Here is a 22,748-nt window from a genome sequence, read left to right on the forward strand (position 1 = left end):
TATACCATGGAAAAGCTTCCTTTCATCAAAAAAAGCTAGACTTTTTGTCCAGCTTCTTTTCTTGATTACAAGGCTGTGATGGCAGTGATCAAACCAAAGACGATCCCTGGAGCATTGGCTGCAGCAAGTGGGATATCACGTTCTTTTTTGAAGAGTCCGTAGTAGACCCAAAGACTACAGTTGATGGCTGCGACAAGGGGTTGAACAAAGTTTCCTTTGTGACCAGCGAGATTATCCATAATTTGTGGGAAGTAAGAGACATACATCATAACAGACATAAAGGTTGCAACCCAACCAAGGATTTTCATTTGTTTTTCATTCATTTTCATGATGCCTTTCATTTTTTAAGTACGCACTATTCTACCTCTTCCCCTCTTAAAATTCAAGTCTTTTATCAACTGTTACCAAACTGTAAAGTGTCACAATCTTGTGATTTTGAAGGGCACAAAAAACCATTTCTTAACCATGATTTTTTCTTGTTTCTAAGATTTTAAAAAAGACACATTGTCTAGTTTTTTCAAAATGTAATAGTTTTCAAGCGAAATCTTGTGCAAGTTTATTGCTCAAGACCTGTTCTTATGGTAAAATGACGATTAGAGGTAGAAATAGATGAATAAACAAAAAATAAACCAAATCGTTGGCTCGATCGGTGCCTTTATTGGTATTATCGTTTTCATTGCTTACATTCCACAAATTATTGCTAATTTACAGGGAAACAAGGCCCAACCTTTCCAACCCTTGTCAGCAGCTATATCTTGCTTGATTTGGGTCATATATGGTTGGACAAAGGAACCTAAAAAAGACTGGATTTTGATTATTCCGAATTCGGCAGGTGTCATCCTAGGTGGATTGACTTTCCTAACATCACTTTAATAGAAATCGAACAACGACTGAACTCTACTGGTTCGGTCTTTTTTTGTGTATTCCTTTAAACAACCAAAAGACAATTGCGATCGGATTTTGAACAAAAAGCCCGCCATGAGCGAGCTTAAAAAGTTTACAATTTTTTTCTTTGAATAAGCTAAGTTGGGCTATTGTGCAAAAAATCAATATGATTTCTAATTATTCATAATCTATATTGAAACTTTCCGCCGTGAGAAAAGTTCCTGAAACACGATTGTTTCAGGAACTCGGGAGTTTTGAGCTTCTTTTTCCTAAATCTGCACAATCTTGCGGTAACTCCGAGAGGTGATCCAAAAGACGATCAGGTAGGTGATGAGAAAGACAGCACAGACACTGAGGGTCACGACGAGGACTTGGCCACTATTGATGACACCGAGGACTTTGAGAATCAGGCGAATCATATGGTAGGCAAAGGCCAGGTGGACAAAGGCAAAGACGAGGGGAAGGAAGAAGACGGTCCGCACTTGACGGTTGATGGTCCGTTTGACCTCGTTTTCATCAAGCCCCACCTGTTGGAGGATGACGAAGCGGTCACGGTCTTCATAACCTTCCGAGATTTGCTTGTAGTAGATGACGATGACCGTTCCGACCATAAAGATCAGTGACAAGAAAATCCCGATAAAGAAGATGCCACCAAAGAGACTATTTACCTCCGCGTCATCAGTGGCACGGTTACCCCCATAGATATATGTTCCTTGGGCCTGTTGGCTACTCAATTCATCGATCATCTTGTCATAGCTGGCTGCCAGTTTGAGCTGCTGGTCTTCACCAACATTGACATTGAAGCCACCATAGATATTGGTATAGATGGCAAGATCCGGAAACTGAGCGACAAAGGCTGAAAGGTCTGGCACGACCAGGTAATTGAAATCCTCCGTCAGCATATTAAACTGATTTGGAACATGATCGGTGATAAAATCCTTGCTCACTTCTTCCTTGACTTGGAAGTCTTGCCCATTGATGGTCAACTGCTTTTGCCCTTTAAGAGCCTTGTTGTGGGCAAAGAGAAGGACTTGATTGCCGGTCAGATCGACGTGTTCCCCTGTCATCTGCTCATAGCTAGCTGCATCAAAGACCATAAAGACGGTTTTAGGAGTGACGCTGCGTTCATCAGCTGGATAGACGGTGAAATCCGTACCCTTTTGTGATTTAACCCCAAAGTTGGCATAGGTCATCAGGTCGCGATTCTTGATCTCAAGCTGGTGCTCAGAGGCAAATTCATCAAATTTCTGATTGATTAGCTCCAGATCTACCCCTTTTCCTTGAACAGAGAAATCATGTGGAGGCATGATTTTCTTGAACATTTCACCACCAACATAGATGTTAGTGGCAGCAGAGATCGTTACCAATACCATGGTTGAGAGGATGGCTATAGTCGCAAGCCCCACCGCATTTTTCTTCATGCGATAGATGAGGTTAGAGACCGAAATCATGTTGTTGGGTTGGTAATAATACCCCTTCTTTTTCTTGAGTAGGTGCAAGAAGACGGTGATCCCTGCATTAAAGAGCAAGTAGGTCCCAATCATAACCAAGACAACGGCTAAAAAGAAGATCAAAATCGCAGACATGGGGTCTTTGACAGACAAAGCTAGGTAGTAGCCAAAACCGAGAGAGGCTAAGCCCAGGATGGTTTGGGGCCACAAGAAGCGGGCTTTCTTTTCACCACTGGCCTTTTCACGCGTCAATTGCAGAGCATTCAATCGAAGAATGCGCCAAGCGTTGAGAAGAACCAAGAGGGCAAAGATGAGACCAAAGGTGACAAAGACCAAGACTACAATCATAGGTTGGAAGGTGGATACCAGCTGGACCTTCATCTTCATCAGTTTCAAGAGAAAGGCAAAGATCAGCTTGTCAAAGAGGGCTCCGATCAAGACACCGCTTGAGATAGTCACAAAACCAAAAATCAAGAGCTCCTTGAAAATCATACTGATGAGATGGCGCTTTTCAAGGCCGAGCATGCTGTAGATTCCCAGCTCCTTGGAGCGGTTTTTCATGACAAAGCTATTGGCATAGAGCACGATGATAGCCCCCGCAACATTGACCACGAACAGTCCCAAGCCAAGGGTGAAGAGCATGGGAGATCCCCCTCGAAGCTGAGAAATGTGGGGATTAAAGGTCAGGGAGTCAAAGAGGTAGGCGATGGTCACTGCGAGAATGACCGCAATCGCAAAGGGATAATAGAGCTTGCGGTTCTTGATCAGATTGGAGCAAGCTAATTTAGTGGTTAATCGTAACATCTACTCCACCTCACTTGCCATGACCGTCAAGGTATCCGAGATTTCTTGGAACATCTGACGCTCTGTCTTTTCCCCACGGAAGATCTGGTTGTAAAGAATTCCGTCCTTGATAAAGAGCACGCGCTTGGCCCGAGCTGCCGCGGCGGTCGAGTGGGTTACCATGAGAATGGTTTGACCCATGCTATTGATATCTTCAAAGACGTCGAGCAACGCAGCCGAAGACTTGGAATCCAACGCCCCTGTTGGCTCATCGGCAAGGAGGATTTCAGGTGAGGTGATGATAGCCCGTGCTACGGCCACCCGTTGTTTTTGCCCACCAGAGATTTCGTAAGGGTATTTTTCAAGAAGCTGGTGAATGCCCAATTCCCGACTCACGCTATCTACCTTCGTCATCATTTCCTTGACGGGTCTGCGAGAAAGGACTAGAGGGAGGAGGATATTGTCCTTGACAGACAAGGTATCCAGCAGGTTAAAGTCTTGAAAGACAAAGCCTAGTTTTTCGCGACGGAAGCTGGACGCATCCTTGTTCTTGATGGTCGAAGTATCAGTGCCGTTGAGGTAGACTCGTCCTTCGGTCGGCTGATCCAGCATGGCTAGGATATTGAGGAGGGTCGATTTCCCGGACCCTGATTCCCCCATGATGGCGACGTATTCGCCATTTTCCACGGTAAAATGAATGTCCTTTAGGGCTTCAACTTGCGTCCCTTGAAAGCGGGTTTTGTAGATTTTTTTGATGTGTTGAACGTCTAGCAATGACATACTTTTCTCCTTTTACTAGTAGATCAAGAAAAATTCTTGGGTTTGTTGCAGGACTTGGAGACCAAATTCCGTCTTTTCCAGATCGGTTTGCTCATTTGGTTTCTTAATCTTTTTGGGTTGTTTCATCCATTTCAAGAGTTTCATTTTCTTGACCTCCTTCATTTGATGAGACTATTGTATAAAAAATAAAAGGCGGCTACCATAACCTAACCTTTCATTTTACCGTTTATTTCTTACATTTTTGTAAGATGGAAAAAACTAATCCATGACCAACTTCTTCTCTTCAAAGCGAATAGCGACGGTTGTGCCTTGGCCAACCTCTGAGTGGAGGCTAATCTTGTGGCCTAATTGCTCTGCGATTTTCTTAGACAGATAGAGCCCCAGACCTGAGGATTGCTGGGTCATGTGGCCATTGTAACCGGAGAAGCCCCGCTCAAATACGCGGAGGACATCGCTATTTTTGATTCCAATCCCGCTGTCTTTTATATAGAGGGTCTGGTCTTTGAAATAGATCTCAATTCCACCTGTACTGGTGTACTTGAGGCTATTGGACAAGAGTTGCTCGATGATGACCAAGAGCCACTTTCGATCGGTAATGACGGCGACATCCAAATCATGCAGGTTCACTGTCAAGTTCTTTTGGATAAAAAAGAGGGCATATTTGCGGACCACTTCTTTGACCAAGTCCTCTAGCGACACGCGCTTTAAGACCAGATCGTCATGAAAACTCTCCAGCCGCAGGTACTGCAGAACCAGATTGGCATAGGAGTCAATCTTGAAAAGCTCCTGCTCCATCTGCTGCTTGACAATAGGTGTCTCGACATCTTGGACCAAGAGCTGGCTAGCTGCAATGGGCGTCTTAATCTGGTGAACCCAGAGGGTGTAGTAATCCATCAGGTCATTGAACTTGGCCTGGGCTACTTTGCCTTGCTCCAGGCGCGCCTGTTGTTCTTCTGTATATTTTTCATAAAGGAGATGTTCCAGTGGTGAGGCAAGCTCTATTTCCTCATACAGCAAGGCTTTGCGGTACTCCTGAAAGGTCATAGCGAAATCCCAGATCAAGATACAGAGGGTAAAAAATCCTAGCATCAGAGTCGCATAGAGGAAAACCGTCCCCGTCTCTGGAAAGAGAATGGCAAAGACCAAATCGACCATCAAAAAGATGACCACTAGATAGAGCAGGCGCCTGCGGGATACCACATACTGCCAAAAGATGTTTCCATATTTATTCATGGATCAACCCATAACCGATGCCTTTCTTGGTTTCAATGAAGTTTGACAAGCCAGCCTCTTCTAGTTTCTTGCGTAGCCGGGCCACATTGACAGACAAGGTATTGTCATCAATAAAGAAGTCGCTATTCCAGAGCTCTTTCATCATATCATCGCGCGCCACGATACTGCCCGCATGCTCAAACAGGACGCGCAGGATCTGAAATTCATTCTTGGTCAACTTGATGACTTCCCCTTCATACACCAAGTCCGTGGACTTGAGATTGAGGATGGCTCCCCGGTGTTCCAGCAGATTTTGATCTGTCCCAAATTCATAAGAGCGGCGCAAGAGTCCTTGGACCTTAGCAAGGAGCACATTTTGATCAAAAGGCTTGGTGACAAAGTCGTCTCCACCCATATTGATGGCCATGACAATATCCATGGCTTGATCCCGTGAGGAAAGAAACATAATCGGAACCTTTGAAACCTTGCGAATCTCCTGGCACCAGTGGTACCCATTGTAGAGAGGCAATCCAATATCCATGAGGATCAAGTGGGGGTCGGTTTCGACAAAGATCCCAAGGACATCCATAAAATCCTCTACTGCGACTACTTCATAGCCCCATTGTTCCAATAATTGTTTGACCTGTTGACGAATAATTTCATCATCTTCCACTAAAAGAATTTTATGCATGGCTTTCTTTCCTTCTTTTTTCTTCTTCCTATTATAACAGATTAAGAAGCAGAGAAAAAGACTGTTTCAGAGGGAAAGAAGATCTCACTCCTACTGTCTTGATGGAAGGCGCTTTTTCTCCATCCATTTTTGTGCTATACTGAAAGAAATAAGACACGGGAGGCACAGATGTCAACTATTTTTGATTACCTAAAAGAAGTGACCTACGATTCCATATACGACCGTCCTTTCAATGAACTGGATGTCCTGGCACTGACAGAGCTGACCTATCTTCCTTTTGATCGGATCGTGCCCCAAGGGGATACGACCAATATTGAAGTCCGCTTATCTGATGCAGCAGAGCTAGTCGATCGAACCACCGATTTCATCGTGACAGACCAACACCTGCAATTAGTCGATGACTTAGCTAGTTCAAAGCGTTTTAAAAACATCAAACTCCTCAACTATGTCGACGAGTACGATCAGGATGTGCAAAAACAATTTGCGGCTATGACCTATCGTCTTACCATGGATGTTTATTTAGTTGTCTTCAGAGGGACGGATGACACCTTGATCGGCTGGAAGGAAGACTTCCACATGACCTATATGGACCATGTCCCAGCTCAGAGGCGCGCAGCCAGCTACCTGCAAAACGTCATGAAGGAATTTCCTAAAGGGCGCTTCTTAGTAGCCGGTCACTCCAAAGGGGGCAATCTCGCAACCTATGCCTGCTCTTACCTTCCAAATCATCTGTTTGAACGGGTCGATGCCATCTACAGCTACGATGCTCCTGGCCTCAACAGGGCCATTATCGAGACCGAAGGCTACCAGCGGACGTCCCCAAACATTCTTCGCTTTGTTCCTCAAGGTTCCATCGTCGGCATGATGCTAGAAGTCCCTGAGCCTGCTACAATCGTAAAAAGCCGAGCTTTTGGTGGCTTTGTCCAGCATGACGCTTTTACTTGGATGATTGAGAAAGATAAATTTGTGACCCTGGATCAAACCAGTCCCGATAGCCAGCAGACCGACGAGACCTTGAAGCAGTGGGTTCGCGAAACATCGGCGGATGATCGAAAGAAGTTCTTTGATACCTTCTTCGGCCTCTTCTTAGATGCAGGCATTACTTCAATCAATGATTTGAGGAACTTGAAAAATTTCTCCAAGATCAAAGAGATCTTTCAAAATGCTCAAGACCTAGATCCTACAGAAAGGGAAATGCTGGAACGTCTAGCCAAGCAACTCCTCGATACCCGTGTCCAAGCTTGGAAAAAATGGCAGACGGTTCCCCGTATTCTGGTTCAAATGACTGCATTTTTCAAGCGCAAAAAAGCAGTCGAGTCCTCCTCACCTCTGCTCCTTGAGCACAAGGAGTGAGACTCAACAACTGAAAAAAGATCCCACCTCTTCTATTCACTAGAACTCAAAAAGCATCTGAAAGTTTTCAGATGCTTTTCTATTTTCTATTGGTCCTGAGAAGATGGAGCATCTAGTGTGCCTTCTTCTATGGAAGCTGGGCTTGCAGGCTCTGTTTCTGTCTCAGTTGTGGTAGTGTTGTTCCCTGCTGAAGCTGCTGCTTCTTTTTCTACCGGAGTTTCTGTAGCTACAGGCGTTTCGACCGTGCTAGCTGGTTCGGTCACTTCGCTTGCAGATGGCACCGCTGCTAACTCTGCCTGAAAGGCTTGGATAGCCTGTAGTAAGGCTGCCTTGTCACTCTTTGGATTAGCCAATTGGTCAAAGAGAGCTTCTAAGCGATCAAATACAGCATCACTAGCCCCCTTTTCCTGCAATTGTTGGTGAAGCGCCATCAATTGGTTATAGAGCTGTTGATAAAGGGCGACATCCCCAATCTTAGGCTCTTCTGTTTGCTTTTGTTTTTTCTTTTCAATGGTGTCACTGATTTCGCGTAACAGAGCTTGTCCACTTGCAATAGCCTTGTCTGGATCCGTCTCATTTCCAAGTTGAGCCAAACTTGCTTCAAAGGCAGTTCGTTTGGCCTGGTCTTCGACTTGTGGCAAGAGCGACTGGATTTGCTCTAAGAGCCCTGTCAGGATGCTAGTTCGTTGACGGGATTCTGTCGCCTTGTCCAACTCTCCATATAAGCCCTTGAGGAAATCATAGACCGCTAAGTTATAAGATGGGGACTGACTTCCTTTTTGATCCAAAACTGTTTTTTCAATAGGATAGGTTTGGCCTTTCTCTTGAGAGAAGAGCTGGTCAATTGCCTGCTTGGTTTGGTAGAGTTCCATAAAGTGAGCCTTAGCATCCCAGGCTTCTTCAAAGGCTTGGGCCCGATAGAGTTTCAAAGCTAGATCTGCCGCCTTGGTGCGCATTTCTGGTGTCAAGCGCGCATCGCTCAAGCTTTGGTAGAAGTACTTGAGATAGTCGACCGATGTCACACCCGTCCGATCTTGCATCTCCTGAACAGCTTCTAATAGCTTCCCTTCCTGCTCTAAACGCTTGCTGTCCTTGGCAGCATAGGCTTCCTGCAGTTGTGAGACCAACCCTTCCTTCTTCAGTTGGAAGGCTTCTGTGTCTAGCAAGCGCACTTGTTCCAGCAATTCCTGGTATCGACGATCGAGGGCTGTCTCTTCTTTTGGTTTGATCGCTTGAGTCGCATGGATGTATTGCTGGTCAACCTGGTTGAGACTGGCCAGGTAGCCTTCCGTCGAGTTGCTTGGGAAACTCTTGACATTTTCCAAGAAGTGGCCCAAGATGAGCTCAATCCGTCGTTGCTGCAATGGATCAGAAGCGTAAAGAGTCCTGCTTTCTGCTAAAAGTTGGTTGACCCTGTCCTCTACTGCTTTTTTATTCAAGTCTCCTTTTTTGTAAGGCGATTGGATGGTAGGAAGGCGATGGGCTAAATAGTCTGCTAGTCCCGCTGATCGCACCTTGATGTAGTGGTTGTGATCGCCATGTGGGATGACAAACTGACCATTTTCAATCTGGAGGCTATAAGGAGAAATCCCCGAGCGAAGGGCTGTTGCATAGAGTTCATTGATAAAGTCTAGTTCAGGATTGCCCGTCTCAAGTGGAATCCGAACGTGTTCCTTCCGTACTGCATAAGGGTGGATGTGAGTTGGGTCGTATTCTTGGTCTGGATTGTTAAAGACAAAGAAACCATTGGAAATCTTAATGGCCTCACGGGGGACACCGTAGGTCTTGCTGATGTACTGGATCTTTTCCTCATCTGAGGCATCGCGAGAATAACTGGCGACATCATCTGTCAGTGGCTGTCCCTTGTCCTCTTCTTTCTTACCTGCCAGAGTTGCCTCTGCTGCTGCAATCTCTTGAGGAGAGAGGTCCTTCTTGTAGAAATAATGAGCGTGGTTGCCATGAGCGACCATGTAACCGTCCTCGTCCTTACTGATGACCATGTCTGCATGGAAACCATGATCGTGCTCCTCTTCGTGCTCGTGATCATGACTATCCCCATGTTCATGCTCGTGACTATCTCCATGTTCATGCTCGTGACTATGGTCAATTGGTTTTGTACTTGGACTTGAAGGCCGGTTTGGACTTATTTCAGCAGGTGTAGTAGCACCTTGGGCCCGAAGCAGTTGGAATTGCCGTGCCAGCTCACGTTCTAAAGGAGATAGGGAGCTGTAAGGGATAAAGTGGAAATGATCCCCGTGAGGGTAGACAATTCCTTGATCGGTCCACTTGGTAATCTTACTCGGATCAAAGACAGACCCATCCGATTCCACATGACGAGAAGTCAGAGGAGTTTTCTGCAATTCTTCCATTAGATTGCTGAGCGTTGGACTCGGTTTTGAAGTAGCCGGTTTAGAAGTCGTTGGTGTCACATGGGAATTGGTTGGACTTGGTGACACCTGGTTGCTAGCTTGTTTTCCTAAGTTTGGAGAGGCTTGATTTGGAGTCCCTTGATTCTTACCTGCTTCTACACTTGGGCTAGCTAAGTACGAGCCTCCAGCCTGATGGCCAGCTTGACCACCTAAGGCCGAAAGGGCTGCTGCTAACTCGCCAGCAGATAAGGCACTCTTTGGAATATAATGGTAATGTCCGCCATGGGGCACAATGAAGCCATCCCCTGTATCTGAAATAACATCTCCAGGGCTAAAGACATACCCATCGTCCGTACGATAGCCTCCTCCTGAATGGTTCTTAGCAGTCAGCGTTTCAAGGGTCTTCCCCTCTTTTAGCGCTTGACTTGGCTGACGAAAATCTCGGGTTTTTACCCCTTTGTGCGAGGAGCCTGCCTGTACCGATCCCGTTTCTCCTTCTTCTTTAGCGCCGCCTTTTTGTTGTTGAGCGATCTCTTCGATCGAGCGCACATTAACCGTATGCTGAGCATCCTTTAAGTAGAGATAGTATTTACCGGCGCGTTTAATGATATAGCCATCCTTGACTTTGCTGACAATATCAGCTTCTTGGAGCTGATAGGTGGGATCTCGCAAAATTAACTCCTCACTGAAGATTGCATCAAACGGAACCTTGCCACTATAGTAATGAAAATGATCCCCATGAGAAGTGACAAAGCCTTCATCCGTAATTTTGATGACAATCTGCTCCGCCTGCGTTTTTTCCTTGGCATTGACTGCTTGGATGCTGTCTTCCTTTTTACTGGAAGCAGTCGATGACGGTTTCTTTTCTGCGTGTAGATACTGAATCTGATTCTTTTTCTCTTCCTTGGCTTGTGGATGCTGACTGAGTGCATAGGCACAGAGTCCCAGTCCCAAAGTCGCTACAATTCCAATCGTTCCCTTTTTCTTCATTCTTGATTTACTCCTCTAATTCTTTGGCTAAACTCGCCATATTTCCTTCTAAATTTTCTAATAGATCTTTATCGTTTTGCGGATCGGCTTCCAGAGGATCCAATACCTTGACACGCGCCCCTGTTGCTTTGGCAATACTATCTGCCACCTTTGATGACGTATGCTTCTCCACAAAGATCGTTTTCACCTGATAATCTTTGACAAACTGCTGGATCTCCGCCAATTGCCGGGCGGTTGGTTCTTGCTCAGGGGAAATCCCTGCAATCCCTAACTGCTTGAGTCCAAAGCGTTTGGCCAGATAAGAAAAGGCCGTGTGCTGGGTTACAAAGGTCTTTTGCTTGGCCTTGTCAAAGATAGGCTGGTAGTGGGCTACTAGTTCCTCACAGCGCTTTTCAAGCTGTTGAGCATTGGCCTGATAGAGCTTCCTATTCTTGGGATCAATCTCTCCCAAGCGTTGAGCGATGATCTTTCCTTCTTCTGCGATTTTCGCAGGGTCCAACCAGGTATGCGGATCATACAAGTGCTTGGCTTCCTTTCCCTGACCGGCCTCGACATCCTCTAAGCCAGCCACCTTATCGAGGGTCATTCCTTGGCTACCTTCGATCACCTGCAACTTGGAACCTTGTAGGTTAGGATCTAAACGACCGGCCCATGATTCCAGGGTCTGAGAATGGTAGACAAATATATCTGCATCATAGATCTGTGCCACTTCCTTGGTTGAGGGTTCGTAATCATGAATCCCTGCACCTGACTGAACCATCCAGATGTCATTTTGGTCTCCAGAGATTTCCTTGACCAGGGCATAGATTGGATAAAAACTCGTGACAATTTTAAGGCCTTTTCTAGAAGGGGGCTTTTTTGCATTTCCTTGACTAGCACAAGCTGTCAGCAGAAAGAAACTGAGGAACAAGAGTCCCAGCACCTTCATTTTTCTCTTCATTATCCTTCACCTCTATTTCGATTTATTAACCAGTTTATTAATCAGTTAATTAACTAGTTAATAATACTGCTAATGAGTTACTTTGTCAAGCCTTTTTTTACATTTTTTTCCTTTTAATGATCGGGACTTAGTATTTTACGATACTCTAGGAGCCTTCCTTGCAGTAAAAAAGAGGCTGGGACAAAAGTCCTAACCTCTCAATTGTCTTTGGATTGTCGAGCAAGACGCAGTAGTTGAGTGGGCTCTACTACGCTGATTTTATGAGCTTTTACAGCCCTACTCAACTGTGCGGAGGTGGGACGACGAAATCAAATTCTAACGAATGACCGATTTCTATCCCACTCTCTTTTATTGACGGTAGAAATATTGATCAGCCGGGTAGTTGCCTGCAGATTGAGTGACCACTAGACGTGGCTTGCTGGTATCAGACTGGTCTCCATCTGGATTTTGGAAACCGATTTTCAGAAGTCCAATCGCAGCACCAGTCTCACCCATCTTCATCTCAACATAAGGGATCTTGCTCTTCTTATCCGAGTCCGCAACAGCCTTGAGGCTACCTTGGCCCTTAACTTTTCCGTCTGCTTGGATGACGATTTCAGCACCCTTGCCATTGCGCCAAGTTCCAGCTAAGCTTGAGAAGTCGCCTCCGTTAATGGCCGCAATATCCAAGTCTTTCTCTTTTTTCGGTTGCGGATAAGCTTTCCACCACTCTAGGTGGTAATCTCGGTAGGCCACGTCACCAAAGAGAATCCGACGTTCTTGAGAAGCCACTCCATCCGGACCTGTCACACCTGCTGGGATCAAGTACAAGGTTTGCTCTTGCCCTTGGATTGCAGTCCCATTTGCCCCTGTGAAATAAACTTCATAATAGCCTTTTCGCTTCTTGGGCTCTTTTTCTTTATTGAACAAGTAACTTGCCCGAGTGCCTCCACTCCAGAAAGTCCAGCCAGTCTCCCCATTTACAATACTTGGAAAGGCATTGGTCTTGTTTTGGTAATATTCTTCTGGAGTATAGCCATAAAGTTTAAAACCGGAATCGGCGATTTCCTTTTCATAGGTATCATTGGAATAAGCACCTTCAAACGGTGAGAGATTGCCATCAAGGACGACATCATTTGGATCTGTCGATTTGAAAAAATCCTCCCGATTGGCAAAGACCATCTCGTGGTCGGGATTTTTGTCAGACATGGTGACCGTAATCAAAGGTTTCTTATCCGTCTTGTATTTGAAGACACGAACAGTGACTGTAAAGTCTGTATTGCCATCGGACTTTTTCATCTTGCCTGTCGAAACTTTATTAGACCCTTCGACCTTCCAATCCGTACTAAATTCAGCGGATACCTTGCCGTCAGCCGTTTGGTAATCGATCTTCCAGGCCTTGCCTTTTTTCTCGATTTTGGCTTCATCCCGTTCATTAGAGACATAGTCACCACTCAAATCAATAGCTTTTTCCTTTGGCTTGGTGACCTTCTTGCTAGTCTGCTTAAATTCCTTTTGATGGTCTGGTTGGATGTTGGAGCTAGAGTAGAGATAGACTCCTCCGATCAGAACAGCTGCTCCAACAAGTCCCAAAATCGGCCCCAGGTATTTTTTCTTCCACTTAAGATTCATTTTACTACCTCCATGGAATAAGATCTTTACACTAGTATACCCTAAATCGAAAGTATAGTAAAATTCCCCTCTATGTAGTGGTTTTCCAGGTTTGAACTGACTAGTTTTAGTAGAAAATACCTGTTTTTCAAAAACAATATTTTGTTTATCGTTATTTTTTTATCGTTTTTCGATACTTTTTTATTAACTAATTTTTTATAAGGAGTATACTATAAGTGAAAAATAAATAAACTTCAAGGAGGCTTGCGATGAAAAACTCAAAAACCTTAAAAAATGTCATTGAAGTCTTAACGGCTTTCATTTACTTCTGTGGCTTTATGACCGTGGCTGCATTAGTCGTCCATCTGCTTTCCCGCATGGGCCTTTTCAAAGATCTCATTCAATCAGGTCGCTTGTCCTTTGATGCGAATGGCATCCAGCTCTTTCCCCAACATCCACAACCTCTCTGGCAGCTGCTCTTCCCACTAGCCTCAAGCGCTATCTATATTTACCTTCTCCTCACCATTCGCAGCTTCCTCCAAAATCTCTACCAAGAAAAGATCTTTTCTCACTCCAACATTAATCTTTGCAACCGAGCTTGGAAGATTCTCTTGGTCTTGTCCTTTATGTCTGGCACACTTGAAACCAGTGGAAATGCTTATCTCCTTCCCTTCACTTTCCAATTTACCTTTAACACAGGGCTTCTCCTTGCCGTTCCAATCGTCTGGGTCTCTGGCAAGATTTTAGAGAGAGGTATTGAGATTGCTGAAGAAAATGAGCTAACCATTTAAGGAGGGTGCCATGATTATCGTCAATCTAGATGTCATGCTGGCCAAGCGAAAGATGAAATCCAACGAGCTAGCCGACAAAATCGGCATCACCACAGCCAACCTCTCCATCCTCAAAACCGGCAAGGCCAAAGCCATCCGCTTCACCACTCTAGAAGCCATCTGCAAAGAACTCGACTGCCAGCCAGGAGATATCCTAGAATACCGGCCGGATGAATAGGACATATATTTAAAAATATAATTGGAGACTTTCCTTAGGTGAGGACGGACGGTAGCGAATCCCTTTGGGATTCCATACCTAAGATTTGAGCCTACTGTCTCAAATCTCCCGAAAGTCTGAAATGATACCGTTTCAGACTCTTTTCTCACTGCGGAAGTCTCCATTAATATTCATTACTAATAGGACTCAAATACCATCCTTGTAAAACTCAATGATGGGAACTATATCGTCACAACAAAAGCCCTCCCTTCCAGGAGAGCTTTTTCTTTGTCTATCATTTAGCCGATGATGCTTCCATTTGGTACAGATGGATCAACAGTTAGGACCGTTAATTGATCTCCATGTTCTGCGGAAAGAATCATGCCTTGGCTGACGTATTTTTTCATCATCTTACGTGGTTTGAGGTTGGCCACGATTTGAAGTTTCTTGCCGACCAATTCTTGTTCATTTGGATAGAATTTCGCGATACCAGAGAGGATTTGACGGTCTTCGCCATCTCCTGCATCTAGGCGGAAGCGAAGCAATTTGTCTGATCCTTCGACGCGTTCCACTTCTTTGACTTCTGCTACACGGATTTCAACCTTGTCAAAGTCTTCAAATTTGATCTCATCTTTTTCAGACTTGAGTTCAACTTCTTCTGGAATCCATTCTTTTTCTTGTGGTTTTCCAGCAGTCATTTGCGATTGGATGTAGGCAATTTCTTCTTCCATATCGAGACGTGGGAAGATTGGAGTTCCTTTGGCAACCACTGTGACATTTTCAGGGAAGCCTGCTAGAGTCAAGTTTTCAAGATCGAAGTCCAAGCCCAAGCCAAGTTGCTCCATGATGGCATTTGAGGTGTTCATCATGAATGGTTGGATCAAATGAGCCACGACACGAAGACTAGCTGCCAAGTGAGCCATGACCGCTGCCAATTGTTCCTTGTCACCGTCTTCTTTAGCGAGGACCCAAGGAGCTGTCTCATCGATGTACTTGTTGGTACGAGAGATGATGTTCCAAACCGCCTCCAAAGCGCGTGGGTAATCAACCGCGTTCATTTGCTTGTGGTATTCAGCGATGTTTTCTTCAACTACCTTAGCCAAATCAGCATCAAATGCGGTAACATTTTCGACATAAGCAGGAACTTGACCACCAAAGTACTTGTTGATCATGGCTACCGTCCGGTTAAGGAGGTTTCCAAGGTCATTGGCCAATTCATAGTTGATGCGTGCCACGTAGTCTTCTGGTGTAAAAGTCCCATCAGAACCAACTGGAAGGCTACGCATGAGGTAGTAACGAAGTGGATCCAAGCCGAAGCGTTCCACCAACATTTCTGGGTAGATGACATTCCCTTTAGACTTAGACATCTTGCCGTCTTTCATGACAAACCAACCATGGGCAATCAATCGTTCTGGCAATTTGATATCCAACATCATAAGAAGGATTGGCCAGTAGATCGAGTGGAAACGAAGGATATCTTTTCCAACCATGTGGAAGACCGTTCCGTTCCAGAATTTGTCAAAATTACCATGTTCATCTTGACCATAACCAAGTGCCGTCACATAGTTGAGCAGGGCGTCAATCCATACATAGACTACGTGTTTTGGATTGGATGGGACTGGAACTCCCCAAGTAAAGGTGGTCCGAGATACCGCCAAATCTTCCAAACCAGGCTCGATAAAATTTTTCAACATTTCATTAAGACGGCCATCTGGAGTGATGAAATCCGGTTGGGATTTGAAAAATTCGACCAAGCGGTCTTGGTATTTACTGAGGCGTAGGAAATAAGATTCTTCAGAAACCCATTCTACTTCATGGCCTGATGGGGCTACCCCACCGATGACCTTGCCATTCTCATCACGGTAAACCTCAGCCAATTGGCTTTCTGTAAAGAACTCTTCATCAGAGACGGAGTACCAACCAGAGTATTCACCCAGATAGATGTCATCTTGCGCCAGCAAGCGTTCGAAGACTTGGGCTACCACTTTTTCATGGAAATCGTCTGTTGTACGGATGAATTTATCGTATGAGATATCGAGTAATTGCCAGAGTTCTTTCACTCCAACTGCCATCCCATCTACATAAGCTTGTGGCGTAATCCCAGCTTCTTCTGCTTTTTGCTGGATCTTTTGACCATGCTCATCGAGACCAGTCAGGTAGAAGACATCGTAGTTCATCATGCGTTTGTAACGCGCCAAGACGTCACAGGCAATAGTTGTATAAGCTGAACCAATATGCAATTTACCAGATGGGTAATAGATAGGGGTTGTGATGTAGAATGATTTTGTCATTTTCTTTTCCTTTCAAGGCTAATGAAACCTTATGTAATAACACTTCATTATATCATTTTTAGGAGTCCCTGAAAACCAAAAACCAGCTAGGATCTAAGGAAGGCAAGCAAAAAAGCTGACCGAAGTCAGCTTTTTGTATGGATAACAAATCCCGATAGAATTGCCTCACTTTGGCGTTTCTAGGCTCGGGATAAAAATATCCACTGGATAAGCCTCGCTTTTGCGTTTTCAGGCTCGGGATAAAAATATCCACTGGATATTTTTATTTTCCAAGATAGTATTCTTTTACAACGTTCAATTTTTCGTCAAATTCGAATACCAATGGTGGGAAGTTAGGGATTTCCACATCCATGATTTCGTCGTCTGACAATTGTTTGATGTGTTTAACAAGGGCACGGATTGAGTTACCGTGTGCTCCTACGAATACGTTTTTACCGTCTTTAAGAGCTGGAGCGATTTTATCTTCCCAGAATGGAAGGGCACGTTCCAAAGTAACTTTCAAGTTTTCAGCATCTGGGATCACTGAATCGTCAAGTGAAGCGTAACGACGGTCAGTGTGTGCTGAGTGTTCATCATCACGGTCCATTGCAGGAGGCAATACATCGTAAGAACGACGCCAGATGTGAACTTGTTCATCACCAAATTGTTCAGCAGCTTCTGCTTTGTTTTTACCAGTCAAACCACCGTAGTGACGTTCGTTCAAGCGCCATGATTTTTCAACTGGAACCCACAATTGGTCAGAAGCTTCAAGAGCCAAGTTAGTAGTTTTGATCGCACGTTTCAATACTGAAGTATAAGCTTGGTCAAATTCGATACCAGCTTCTTTGATCAATTTACCAGCGTCGATCGCTTGTTGTGTACCTTTTTCAGACAAATCAACATCAGCCCAACCAGTGAAAAGGTTAGCTTTGTTCCATTCAGACTCACCGTGGCGAGCAAAAACCAATTTTACCATTAGATGGATCTCCTTTTTATTCTCCGAGGTTTCCCCCGTTTATCTATTTTATTCTACTAGATTTTCAGTAAAAAATCTAGTGGCGACCATAGAAAAGTGCAATTTCTCACAAAAAAGAGCCTGACGGCTCTAATGGAATGTCTTTATCATTGTTTTTGACAGTCTGGGCAAATACCATAGACGGTCATCTGGGTCTTGGTGATCTGGTAACCACTTTGACTGGCTGCTTCTTCGCGAAGATCTGGAACTTCAATGTCCACATCTGCGATACGGCCACATTTTTCACACACCACATTCAAATGGTCATGCCCCATGAAATCAAAATAGGTCGTGGTATCATTGCGAACCTTAATCTCAGAAACGACACCCTCATCAATCAAAAACTTGATATTGTTGTAGACAGTTGCTAAACTCATGCTTGGAAACTGAGGCAATAAATCGCGATAGATCTTCTCAGCGCTTGGATGTTCATGACTCGCCACTAAATAGGAAAGAACTGCTCTGCGGGTATCAGTAATCCGAATGCCCTTAGCACGCAAATTTTGCAAGACTTCTTCCACGCGCTCTTGTTCATGACGATGCAATGCGTTCACTATGATTCCCCCTTTCCAATATGATTTAATCGATTCGTTACTCCTATTATAGCATGTTTCAAAATAAATCACTATTTAGAATGCTTTTAATTAAAAAAATGTCCGGGGGACATTTTTTTCACGAGCCTGAAAACGGAGAAGCAAGTTCATGTCCAGCGGACATTGATTCACGTGTCTATATACGACTTTTTATCTCAAAAATAAAACTAATTAATTAGTTTTAAATTTTTTAAGAGAACCGAGGAATAATGAACCACCAATCAATACGATGATACCACCAATCCATCCTAAGAATGGGATAATCGCAACAGATCCACCTACAATCAGTAGCACTGAAGGAGCAACACCTACTCGCTCATCACCTTTGTAATAAACAATTGCAATAATTCCCAATACTAGATTTGCAATTTTCAAAGCATTTAATAAAAGAATTGATCCAGCAGTTGCATCTGAACTAGCTGTAGCAGCTGCAGTACCAAGAATAAAGAATGGCCCAACTAATAGTAAAATACCACCAACTAAACCAACAATTCCGCTAAAAAGTGCCAAAGTTTTTGTTTTCATCTTACTTTTCTCCTATTTTATACATTTAGAACTAACTAAATTCTATTGATTATATAATATATGTCCTACATGGTTACCAAAATATCTTATATACAAGTATTAATTTGAACATTTCCAAATTACATATAGTAATACAGACAACCAATATAAACTTTTCTTAATTGCTCCCTTTCCTACTTTACTTTCATGCTCCACAGTATTATACTATGGTTGCTAAAAAAAAAAGTATTTTTTGAAAATAATTCTTATTTAGTGAAATTTTTTATAAAAAAAGAATTAAGCATCAAACTTAATTCTACTACGTAACGTAACATTTAATAAATTCCTCTCTCCCCGCTCAGCCCATCCAACTGGTCATCCAGCGTACGGTTCCTAGGATCATCTTAACCACGAGGATCATAAAGCAAAATTCCAGTACAAACCACAGCCCTTTCAGTAGATAGAAAATAGGCCGGATAAACAACAAGGCAAAGAGTCCTAAAATGAATCGCATGGTCTTTTCTCTCTCTTTTTTTTCCTATTATATCCTTATCCTGTAGAGCTGTCCAACAAAAAAACCACCCTAGAAATCTAGGATGGCTTTTCAAAATGCAATTATTTAACTGCTTCTTTAAGAGCTTTACCAGCTTTGAACGCTGGAACTTTAGAAGCTGCGATTTCAATTTCTTTACCAGTTTGTGGGTTGCGACCTTTACGAGCTGCACGTTCACGAACTTCGAAGTTACCAAAACCGATCAATTGAACTTTTTCACCTTTTGAAAGGTATTCTGAAACTGCTGCAAATACAGCATCTACAGCTGCTGCTGAATCTTTTTTAGTCAATTCTGTAGCTTCTGCCACTTTTGCGATCAAATCTTGTTTGTTAGCCATTTAACAAATCCTCCAATTTTTTTTAGGCTTTACGCCTTAACAGTACTATAATATCTAAAAAAAGCCTTTAGGTCAAGTACTAAACCTGTTTTTTCAAACATTTATTCAGCTTATTCGTAGCGCACCAAAACTGCAAATGCATTCTCACCTGTATGGGTTTGGATAATCGATCCAGTTTCGAGAACTGGGATCGCATTTTCAACGAGCGATTGCAATTGAGCTTTCATTTCATTGGCCCACTCTGGTGTTCCTGCATAAGAGATTCCGATCTCAGCTACTTTCTTGTGGGATAGTTTTTCTACCAATTCATCCACCCACTTCTTAAAGGTCTTGTTCCCACGCCCTTTGACGATCGGTTCTAACTGATGGTCCTTCATTTGCATCACGACACGGATATTGAGAAGGGAGCTCAAAAGGCCTGTTACACGGCCAATGCGACCACCTTTCACCAGATTTTCCAAGGTAGAAACGCCGATATACAACTCTGTCTTTTCTTTAACTTCTTCAATGCGGGCCAAGACAGTGTCTAAATCAGCTCCTTCTTTGGCCAACTTGGCTGCTTCAACGACTTGGAACTTCATGGCTTGGTCTGTAAAGCCACTATCAATCACAGTCACTTCTGCTCCTGACAAGGTTGCTCCTTGACGTGCCGCCTCTACTGTTCCTGACAAGGCATGAGACATATGAATCGAAACGATATGAGCTCCGTCTGCTGCTAACTTTTCATAAATTTCCGCAAAAACTCCAACGGGTGGTTGGCTGGTCTTTGGAAGATTTTTGCTAGACTGCATTAAGCGCAAGAAGTCCCCTTCACCCAACTCACTGTCAGAATAAAGGACTCCATCCACCATAACAGAAAGTGGCACAATGGTGATGCCATATTCTTTAACTACTTCAGGCTCAATTGTAATAGATGAGTCTGTAACTATTTTAATATTTGCCATATATTTCTATACTCTTCCTAAGAATGTTTTGCTTTCATTATATCAAAAAACACGGGGTTTTGCAGTGAAAGATATCCATTCCTGCTTCCTCAGTCGTCTGCGGCAGAAAAACCTGTATTATGAAGGACATGGTCATGGACGATACCTTGATCATCCAAGAGCAATCCATGGAGGACTCCACCATAGACAGCGCCTCCATCAACGCCCATTTTCTGATCTGAAATCCAAAGATTTTCGGTACCGACCGGCTCATTGAGCAGTCCATAAATCGGTGTATGGCCAAAGACGATCCATTTGCCTGTATGATTCTCCGCTTCATGGAATGGTTTTCGGATCCAGACTTTTTGGTAATCACTGGTTTCCCGCCAATTTTCAAGGGTTAGATCCACACCAGCATGGACAAAATAATAGGTCTCTGTCTCGTAGTCAAAGGGCAGACTGCGGATGAAGGCCACCAAGTCAGGAACGGCATTTTCTACTGCTTGCGCATCCGCAATGCCATCTACAGGAGCATCGAGTGGCCGTCCTAACAAAGAGTTGATGGTCGTATCGCCACCATTTCTTCGGTAGTGGTCATAACGCTCTTCTGGATTGTCCAACCAAGCTAAAAACATGTACTCGTGATTCCCGGAAAGGCAAACAGCTCCGTGATGGTCTACGTAGTCTTTTACGATTTCAATCGATCGTTTGCTGTTTTCGCCTCGATCCATCAAATCCCCTAAAAAGACCAATTGAGCTTTTCCATCCCACTCTGTCATGAGCTCTTCTAGCATTTGTGCTTTCCCGTGAATATCTCCGACTACAAAGTATGTTGACATTGTTTCAAACCTTCTTTCTCTTAACGCTTGAGAAGTTGCTCTGCTTGTTGACGGGCAGCCTCCGTTAAATCCTCTCCTGCGAGCATCTTGGCAATTTCTTCGATTCGTTCTTCTCTATTGAGCAAACGTACTGTGGATACGGTTGAGTGTTCATCACTGATTTTCTCAATATAGAATTGATAATCTGCTGCAGCGATGACTTGAGGCAGGTGAGAAATGGCAAGCACTTGGCCATTTTGACCAATCTTATGAATTTTCGCTGCGATGGCTTGAGCCACGCGCCCAGAGACTCCTGTATCTACCTCGTCAAAGACAATACTGGTTTTTCCTTCTTTTCGAGAAAAAGCCGACTTAATGGCCAACATCAAGCGTGACAATTCTCCGCCGGATGCTACCTTGACAAGGGGTTTAAAGTCCTCACCTGGGTTGGTCGAAATATAAAATTCGACAGCTTCATTTCCCTCACGATTAAACTTAGCCTTGCTAAAACGTACTTGGAAACGCGCCTTGTCCATGTAGAGATCTGCCAATTCTTGCTGGATTTCATTTTCCAAAGCTTGGGCCAGGGCATGCCGCTGATCACTCAAATCTTGAGCCAAGGTGACCAAACTCTTTTCCAAACGTTTGAGTTCTTTTTCCAAGTCCTCAGACGAGAGGTCACTTCCGGTGAGGAGGTTATATTCTTTGGTGATTTGTGCCAGGTACTCCAAAACGTCCTTGACTTGGCCACCATACTTGCGCGTGATGGAGTGGATCAAATCCAAACGCGATTCCACCTGCATGAGGCGATTACCATCAAACTCCAGACCATCGACCACATCTTCTAAGCGCTTGGTAATGTCCTCGAGGGCATAGAAGGTTTCCGATAACTGGCTTGAGAGCTCTTTGTAGCTGGGATCATATTCCTCGATGCTCTCCAGATCATTCATGGCTGAGCGAACATTGGAGAGGCTCGAAAACTCTTCTGCATCCAGCATGGTATAGGCATTGGTTAGGGTATCAGCAATCATCTTGTGATTGAGCAGACGTTGGCGTTCTTGCTCCAGACGCAGGTCCTCATCCACTTCCAAGGCAGCTGCCTCAATCTCTGCAATTTGAAACTCCAACATCTCAATACGGGCCTTATTTTCCTGCTGGTTGCGCTGGAGTTCCACTACTTGTTTGCGCAGGCGTTTGTAGTCTTCAAAGGTTTGACGATACGCGTCTTTGGTTTGGAAAAAGGCTGCATCTCCAAATTCATCCAGCATAGCGATATGCAGTTGGGGCCGCATAAGTTCTTCCTGATCATGCTGGCCATGAATGTCCACCAAATGTTGGCCGACTGCCTTTAAGACCGATAAATTCACCATCTGACCATTGATCCGGCTGACACTTCGTCCATTTTGCAAGATCTCTCGGCGAATGATCAATTCATCGGTCCACTCTAGTCCTTGTTCTTCAAAGAGAGCCGTCAAGTGGCGATTGTTCTCAACGGTGAAGAGACCTTCGATTTCTGCTTTTGGGGCTCCGTGTCGAATGACATCCGTCGTTGCACGGCTTCCCAGCATCATGTTCATGGCATCGATAATGATGGATTTCCCTGCACCTGTTTCCCCTGTCAGTACCGTCATTCCCTTTTCAAAATTTAAGGAAATCTCTTCGATAATGGCAAAGTTCTTAATCGAAATTTCTAATAGCATAGG

At 44.1% G+C, this 22,748-nt stretch carries 21 protein-coding genes; 4 read left to right on the forward strand and 17 right to left on the reverse strand.

Features of this window, described 5'->3' with window-relative positions:
• Positions 1 to 65: 65 nt before the first annotated feature.
• A complete protein-coding gene (locus ACVC7Q_RS04225; protein WP_447265037.1) occupies positions 66 to 323 on the reverse strand; it encodes a SemiSWEET family transporter in 258 nt (85 codons plus the stop codon).
• Between the two features lie 286 nt (positions 324 to 609).
• Between ACVC7Q_RS04225 and ACVC7Q_RS04230 the strand changes: the two genes are divergently transcribed.
• The gene (locus tag ACVC7Q_RS04230; RefSeq protein ID WP_003012241.1) at positions 610 to 873 is read left to right on the forward strand and encodes a SemiSWEET family transporter; all 264 of its coding nucleotides are present in this window, start codon (positions 610 to 612) and stop codon (positions 871 to 873) included.
• Positions 874 to 1,154: 281 nt separating this feature from the next.
• Here ACVC7Q_RS04230 and ACVC7Q_RS04235 read toward each other — a convergent pair whose 3' ends face one another.
• From ACVC7Q_RS04235 to ACVC7Q_RS04255, 5 genes are all read right to left on the reverse strand, one after another.
• Positions 1,155 to 3,140: an FtsX-like permease family protein gene (locus ACVC7Q_RS04235; RefSeq protein WP_447264960.1), complete on the reverse strand. Its 1,986-nt coding sequence runs from the start codon at positions 3,138 to 3,140 to the stop codon at positions 1,155 to 1,157.
• Positions 3,141 to 3,899, reverse strand: a complete 759-nt coding sequence (locus ACVC7Q_RS04240) for an ABC transporter ATP-binding protein (RefSeq protein ID WP_302990885.1) — start codon at positions 3,897 to 3,899, stop codon at positions 3,141 to 3,143.
• Between the two features lie 15 nt (positions 3,900 to 3,914).
• Positions 3,915 to 4,043, reverse strand: coding sequence for a hypothetical protein (locus ACVC7Q_RS04245; RefSeq protein ID WP_004219855.1), 129 nt, complete (start codon positions 4,041 to 4,043; stop codon positions 3,915 to 3,917).
• Between the two features lie 114 nt (positions 4,044 to 4,157).
• On the reverse strand, positions 4,158 to 5,132 hold the full coding sequence (locus ACVC7Q_RS04250) for a sensor histidine kinase (protein ID WP_447264961.1): 975 nt from the start codon (positions 5,130 to 5,132) through the stop codon (positions 4,158 to 4,160).
• On the reverse strand, positions 5,125 to 5,802 hold the full coding sequence (locus ACVC7Q_RS04255) for a response regulator transcription factor (RefSeq protein ID WP_447264962.1): 678 nt from the start codon (positions 5,800 to 5,802) through the stop codon (positions 5,125 to 5,127). Before ACVC7Q_RS04255 ends, ACVC7Q_RS04250 begins: the two co-directional genes overlap by 8 nt.
• A 168-nt stretch (positions 5,803 to 5,970) precedes the next feature.
• Between ACVC7Q_RS04255 and ACVC7Q_RS04260 the strand changes: the two genes are divergently transcribed.
• Positions 5,971 to 7,155, forward strand: a complete 1,185-nt coding sequence (locus tag ACVC7Q_RS04260) for a DUF2974 domain-containing protein (RefSeq protein WP_447264963.1) — start codon at positions 5,971 to 5,973, stop codon at positions 7,153 to 7,155.
• Between the two features lie 86 nt (positions 7,156 to 7,241).
• Here the strand turns inward: ACVC7Q_RS04260 and ACVC7Q_RS04265 are convergent, their stop codons facing one another.
• From ACVC7Q_RS04265 to ACVC7Q_RS04275, 3 genes are all read right to left on the reverse strand, one after another.
• A complete protein-coding gene (locus ACVC7Q_RS04265) occupies positions 7,242 to 10,514 on the reverse strand; it encodes a pneumococcal-type histidine triad protein (RefSeq protein ID WP_447264964.1) in 3,273 nt (1,090 codons plus the stop codon).
• Between the two features lie 7 nt (positions 10,515 to 10,521).
• Positions 10,522 to 11,454: a metal ABC transporter solute-binding protein, Zn/Mn family gene (locus tag ACVC7Q_RS04270; RefSeq protein ID WP_447264965.1), complete on the reverse strand. Its 933-nt coding sequence runs from the start codon at positions 11,452 to 11,454 to the stop codon at positions 10,522 to 10,524.
• A 348-nt stretch (positions 11,455 to 11,802) separates the two neighbouring features.
• Entirely contained in the window at positions 11,803 to 13,065 is a 1,263-nt protein-coding gene (locus ACVC7Q_RS04275; protein WP_447264966.1) for a DUF6287 domain-containing protein, read from the reverse strand.
• Positions 13,066 to 13,313: 248 nt separating this feature from the next.
• On the opposite strand from ACVC7Q_RS04275, the gene ACVC7Q_RS04280 reads away from it, so the two are divergent.
• Positions 13,314 to 13,835, forward strand: coding sequence for a DUF2975 domain-containing protein (locus ACVC7Q_RS04280; protein WP_049489026.1), 522 nt, complete (start codon positions 13,314 to 13,316; stop codon positions 13,833 to 13,835).
• Between the two features lie 10 nt (positions 13,836 to 13,845).
• A complete protein-coding gene (locus ACVC7Q_RS04285; protein WP_003006064.1) occupies positions 13,846 to 14,052 on the forward strand; it encodes a helix-turn-helix domain-containing protein in 207 nt (68 codons plus the stop codon).
• A 278-nt stretch (positions 14,053 to 14,330) separates the two neighbouring features.
• On the opposite strand, the gene metG is transcribed toward ACVC7Q_RS04285, so the two are convergent.
• The 8 genes from metG to recN form a co-directional block, all read right to left on the reverse strand.
• Positions 14,331 to 16,322: a methionine--tRNA ligase gene (gene metG, locus ACVC7Q_RS04290; RefSeq protein WP_447264967.1), complete on the reverse strand. Its 1,992-nt coding sequence runs from the start codon at positions 16,320 to 16,322 to the stop codon at positions 14,331 to 14,333.
• Between the two features lie 262 nt (positions 16,323 to 16,584).
• Positions 16,585 to 17,277, reverse strand: coding sequence for a phosphoglycerate mutase (locus tag ACVC7Q_RS04295; RefSeq protein WP_003012031.1), 693 nt, complete (start codon positions 17,275 to 17,277; stop codon positions 16,585 to 16,587).
• Positions 17,278 to 17,423: 146 nt separating this feature from the next.
• Positions 17,424 to 17,870, reverse strand: coding sequence for a Fur family transcriptional regulator (locus ACVC7Q_RS04300; protein ID WP_447264968.1), 447 nt, complete (start codon positions 17,868 to 17,870; stop codon positions 17,424 to 17,426).
• Positions 17,871 to 18,080: 210 nt separating this feature from the next.
• Entirely contained in the window at positions 18,081 to 18,434 is a 354-nt protein-coding gene (locus ACVC7Q_RS04305; protein ID WP_049487504.1) for a hypothetical protein, read from the reverse strand.
• Positions 18,435 to 19,028: 594 nt separating this feature from the next.
• Positions 19,029 to 19,304 carry an HU family DNA-binding protein gene (locus ACVC7Q_RS04310; protein WP_003017594.1) on the reverse strand — a complete coding sequence of 92 codons (276 nt, stop codon included), beginning with the start codon at positions 19,302 to 19,304 and terminating at the stop codon, positions 19,029 to 19,031.
• A 110-nt stretch (positions 19,305 to 19,414) separates the two neighbouring features.
• Positions 19,415 to 20,248, reverse strand: a complete 834-nt coding sequence (locus ACVC7Q_RS04315) for a DegV family protein (protein WP_447264969.1) — start codon at positions 20,246 to 20,248, stop codon at positions 19,415 to 19,417.
• 89 nt (positions 20,249 to 20,337) lie between these two features.
• The gene (locus tag ACVC7Q_RS04320; RefSeq protein ID WP_014712998.1) at positions 20,338 to 21,066 is read right to left on the reverse strand and encodes a metallophosphoesterase; all 729 of its coding nucleotides are present in this window, start codon (positions 21,064 to 21,066) and stop codon (positions 20,338 to 20,340) included.
• 20 nt (positions 21,067 to 21,086) lie between these two features.
• Positions 21,087 to 22,745, reverse strand: a complete 1,659-nt coding sequence (gene recN, locus ACVC7Q_RS04325; RefSeq protein ID WP_414376194.1) for a DNA repair protein RecN — start codon at positions 22,743 to 22,745, stop codon at positions 21,087 to 21,089.
• Positions 22,746 to 22,748: the final 3 nt, after the last annotated feature.

The organism is Streptococcus sp. W151 (assembly GCF_053010205.1).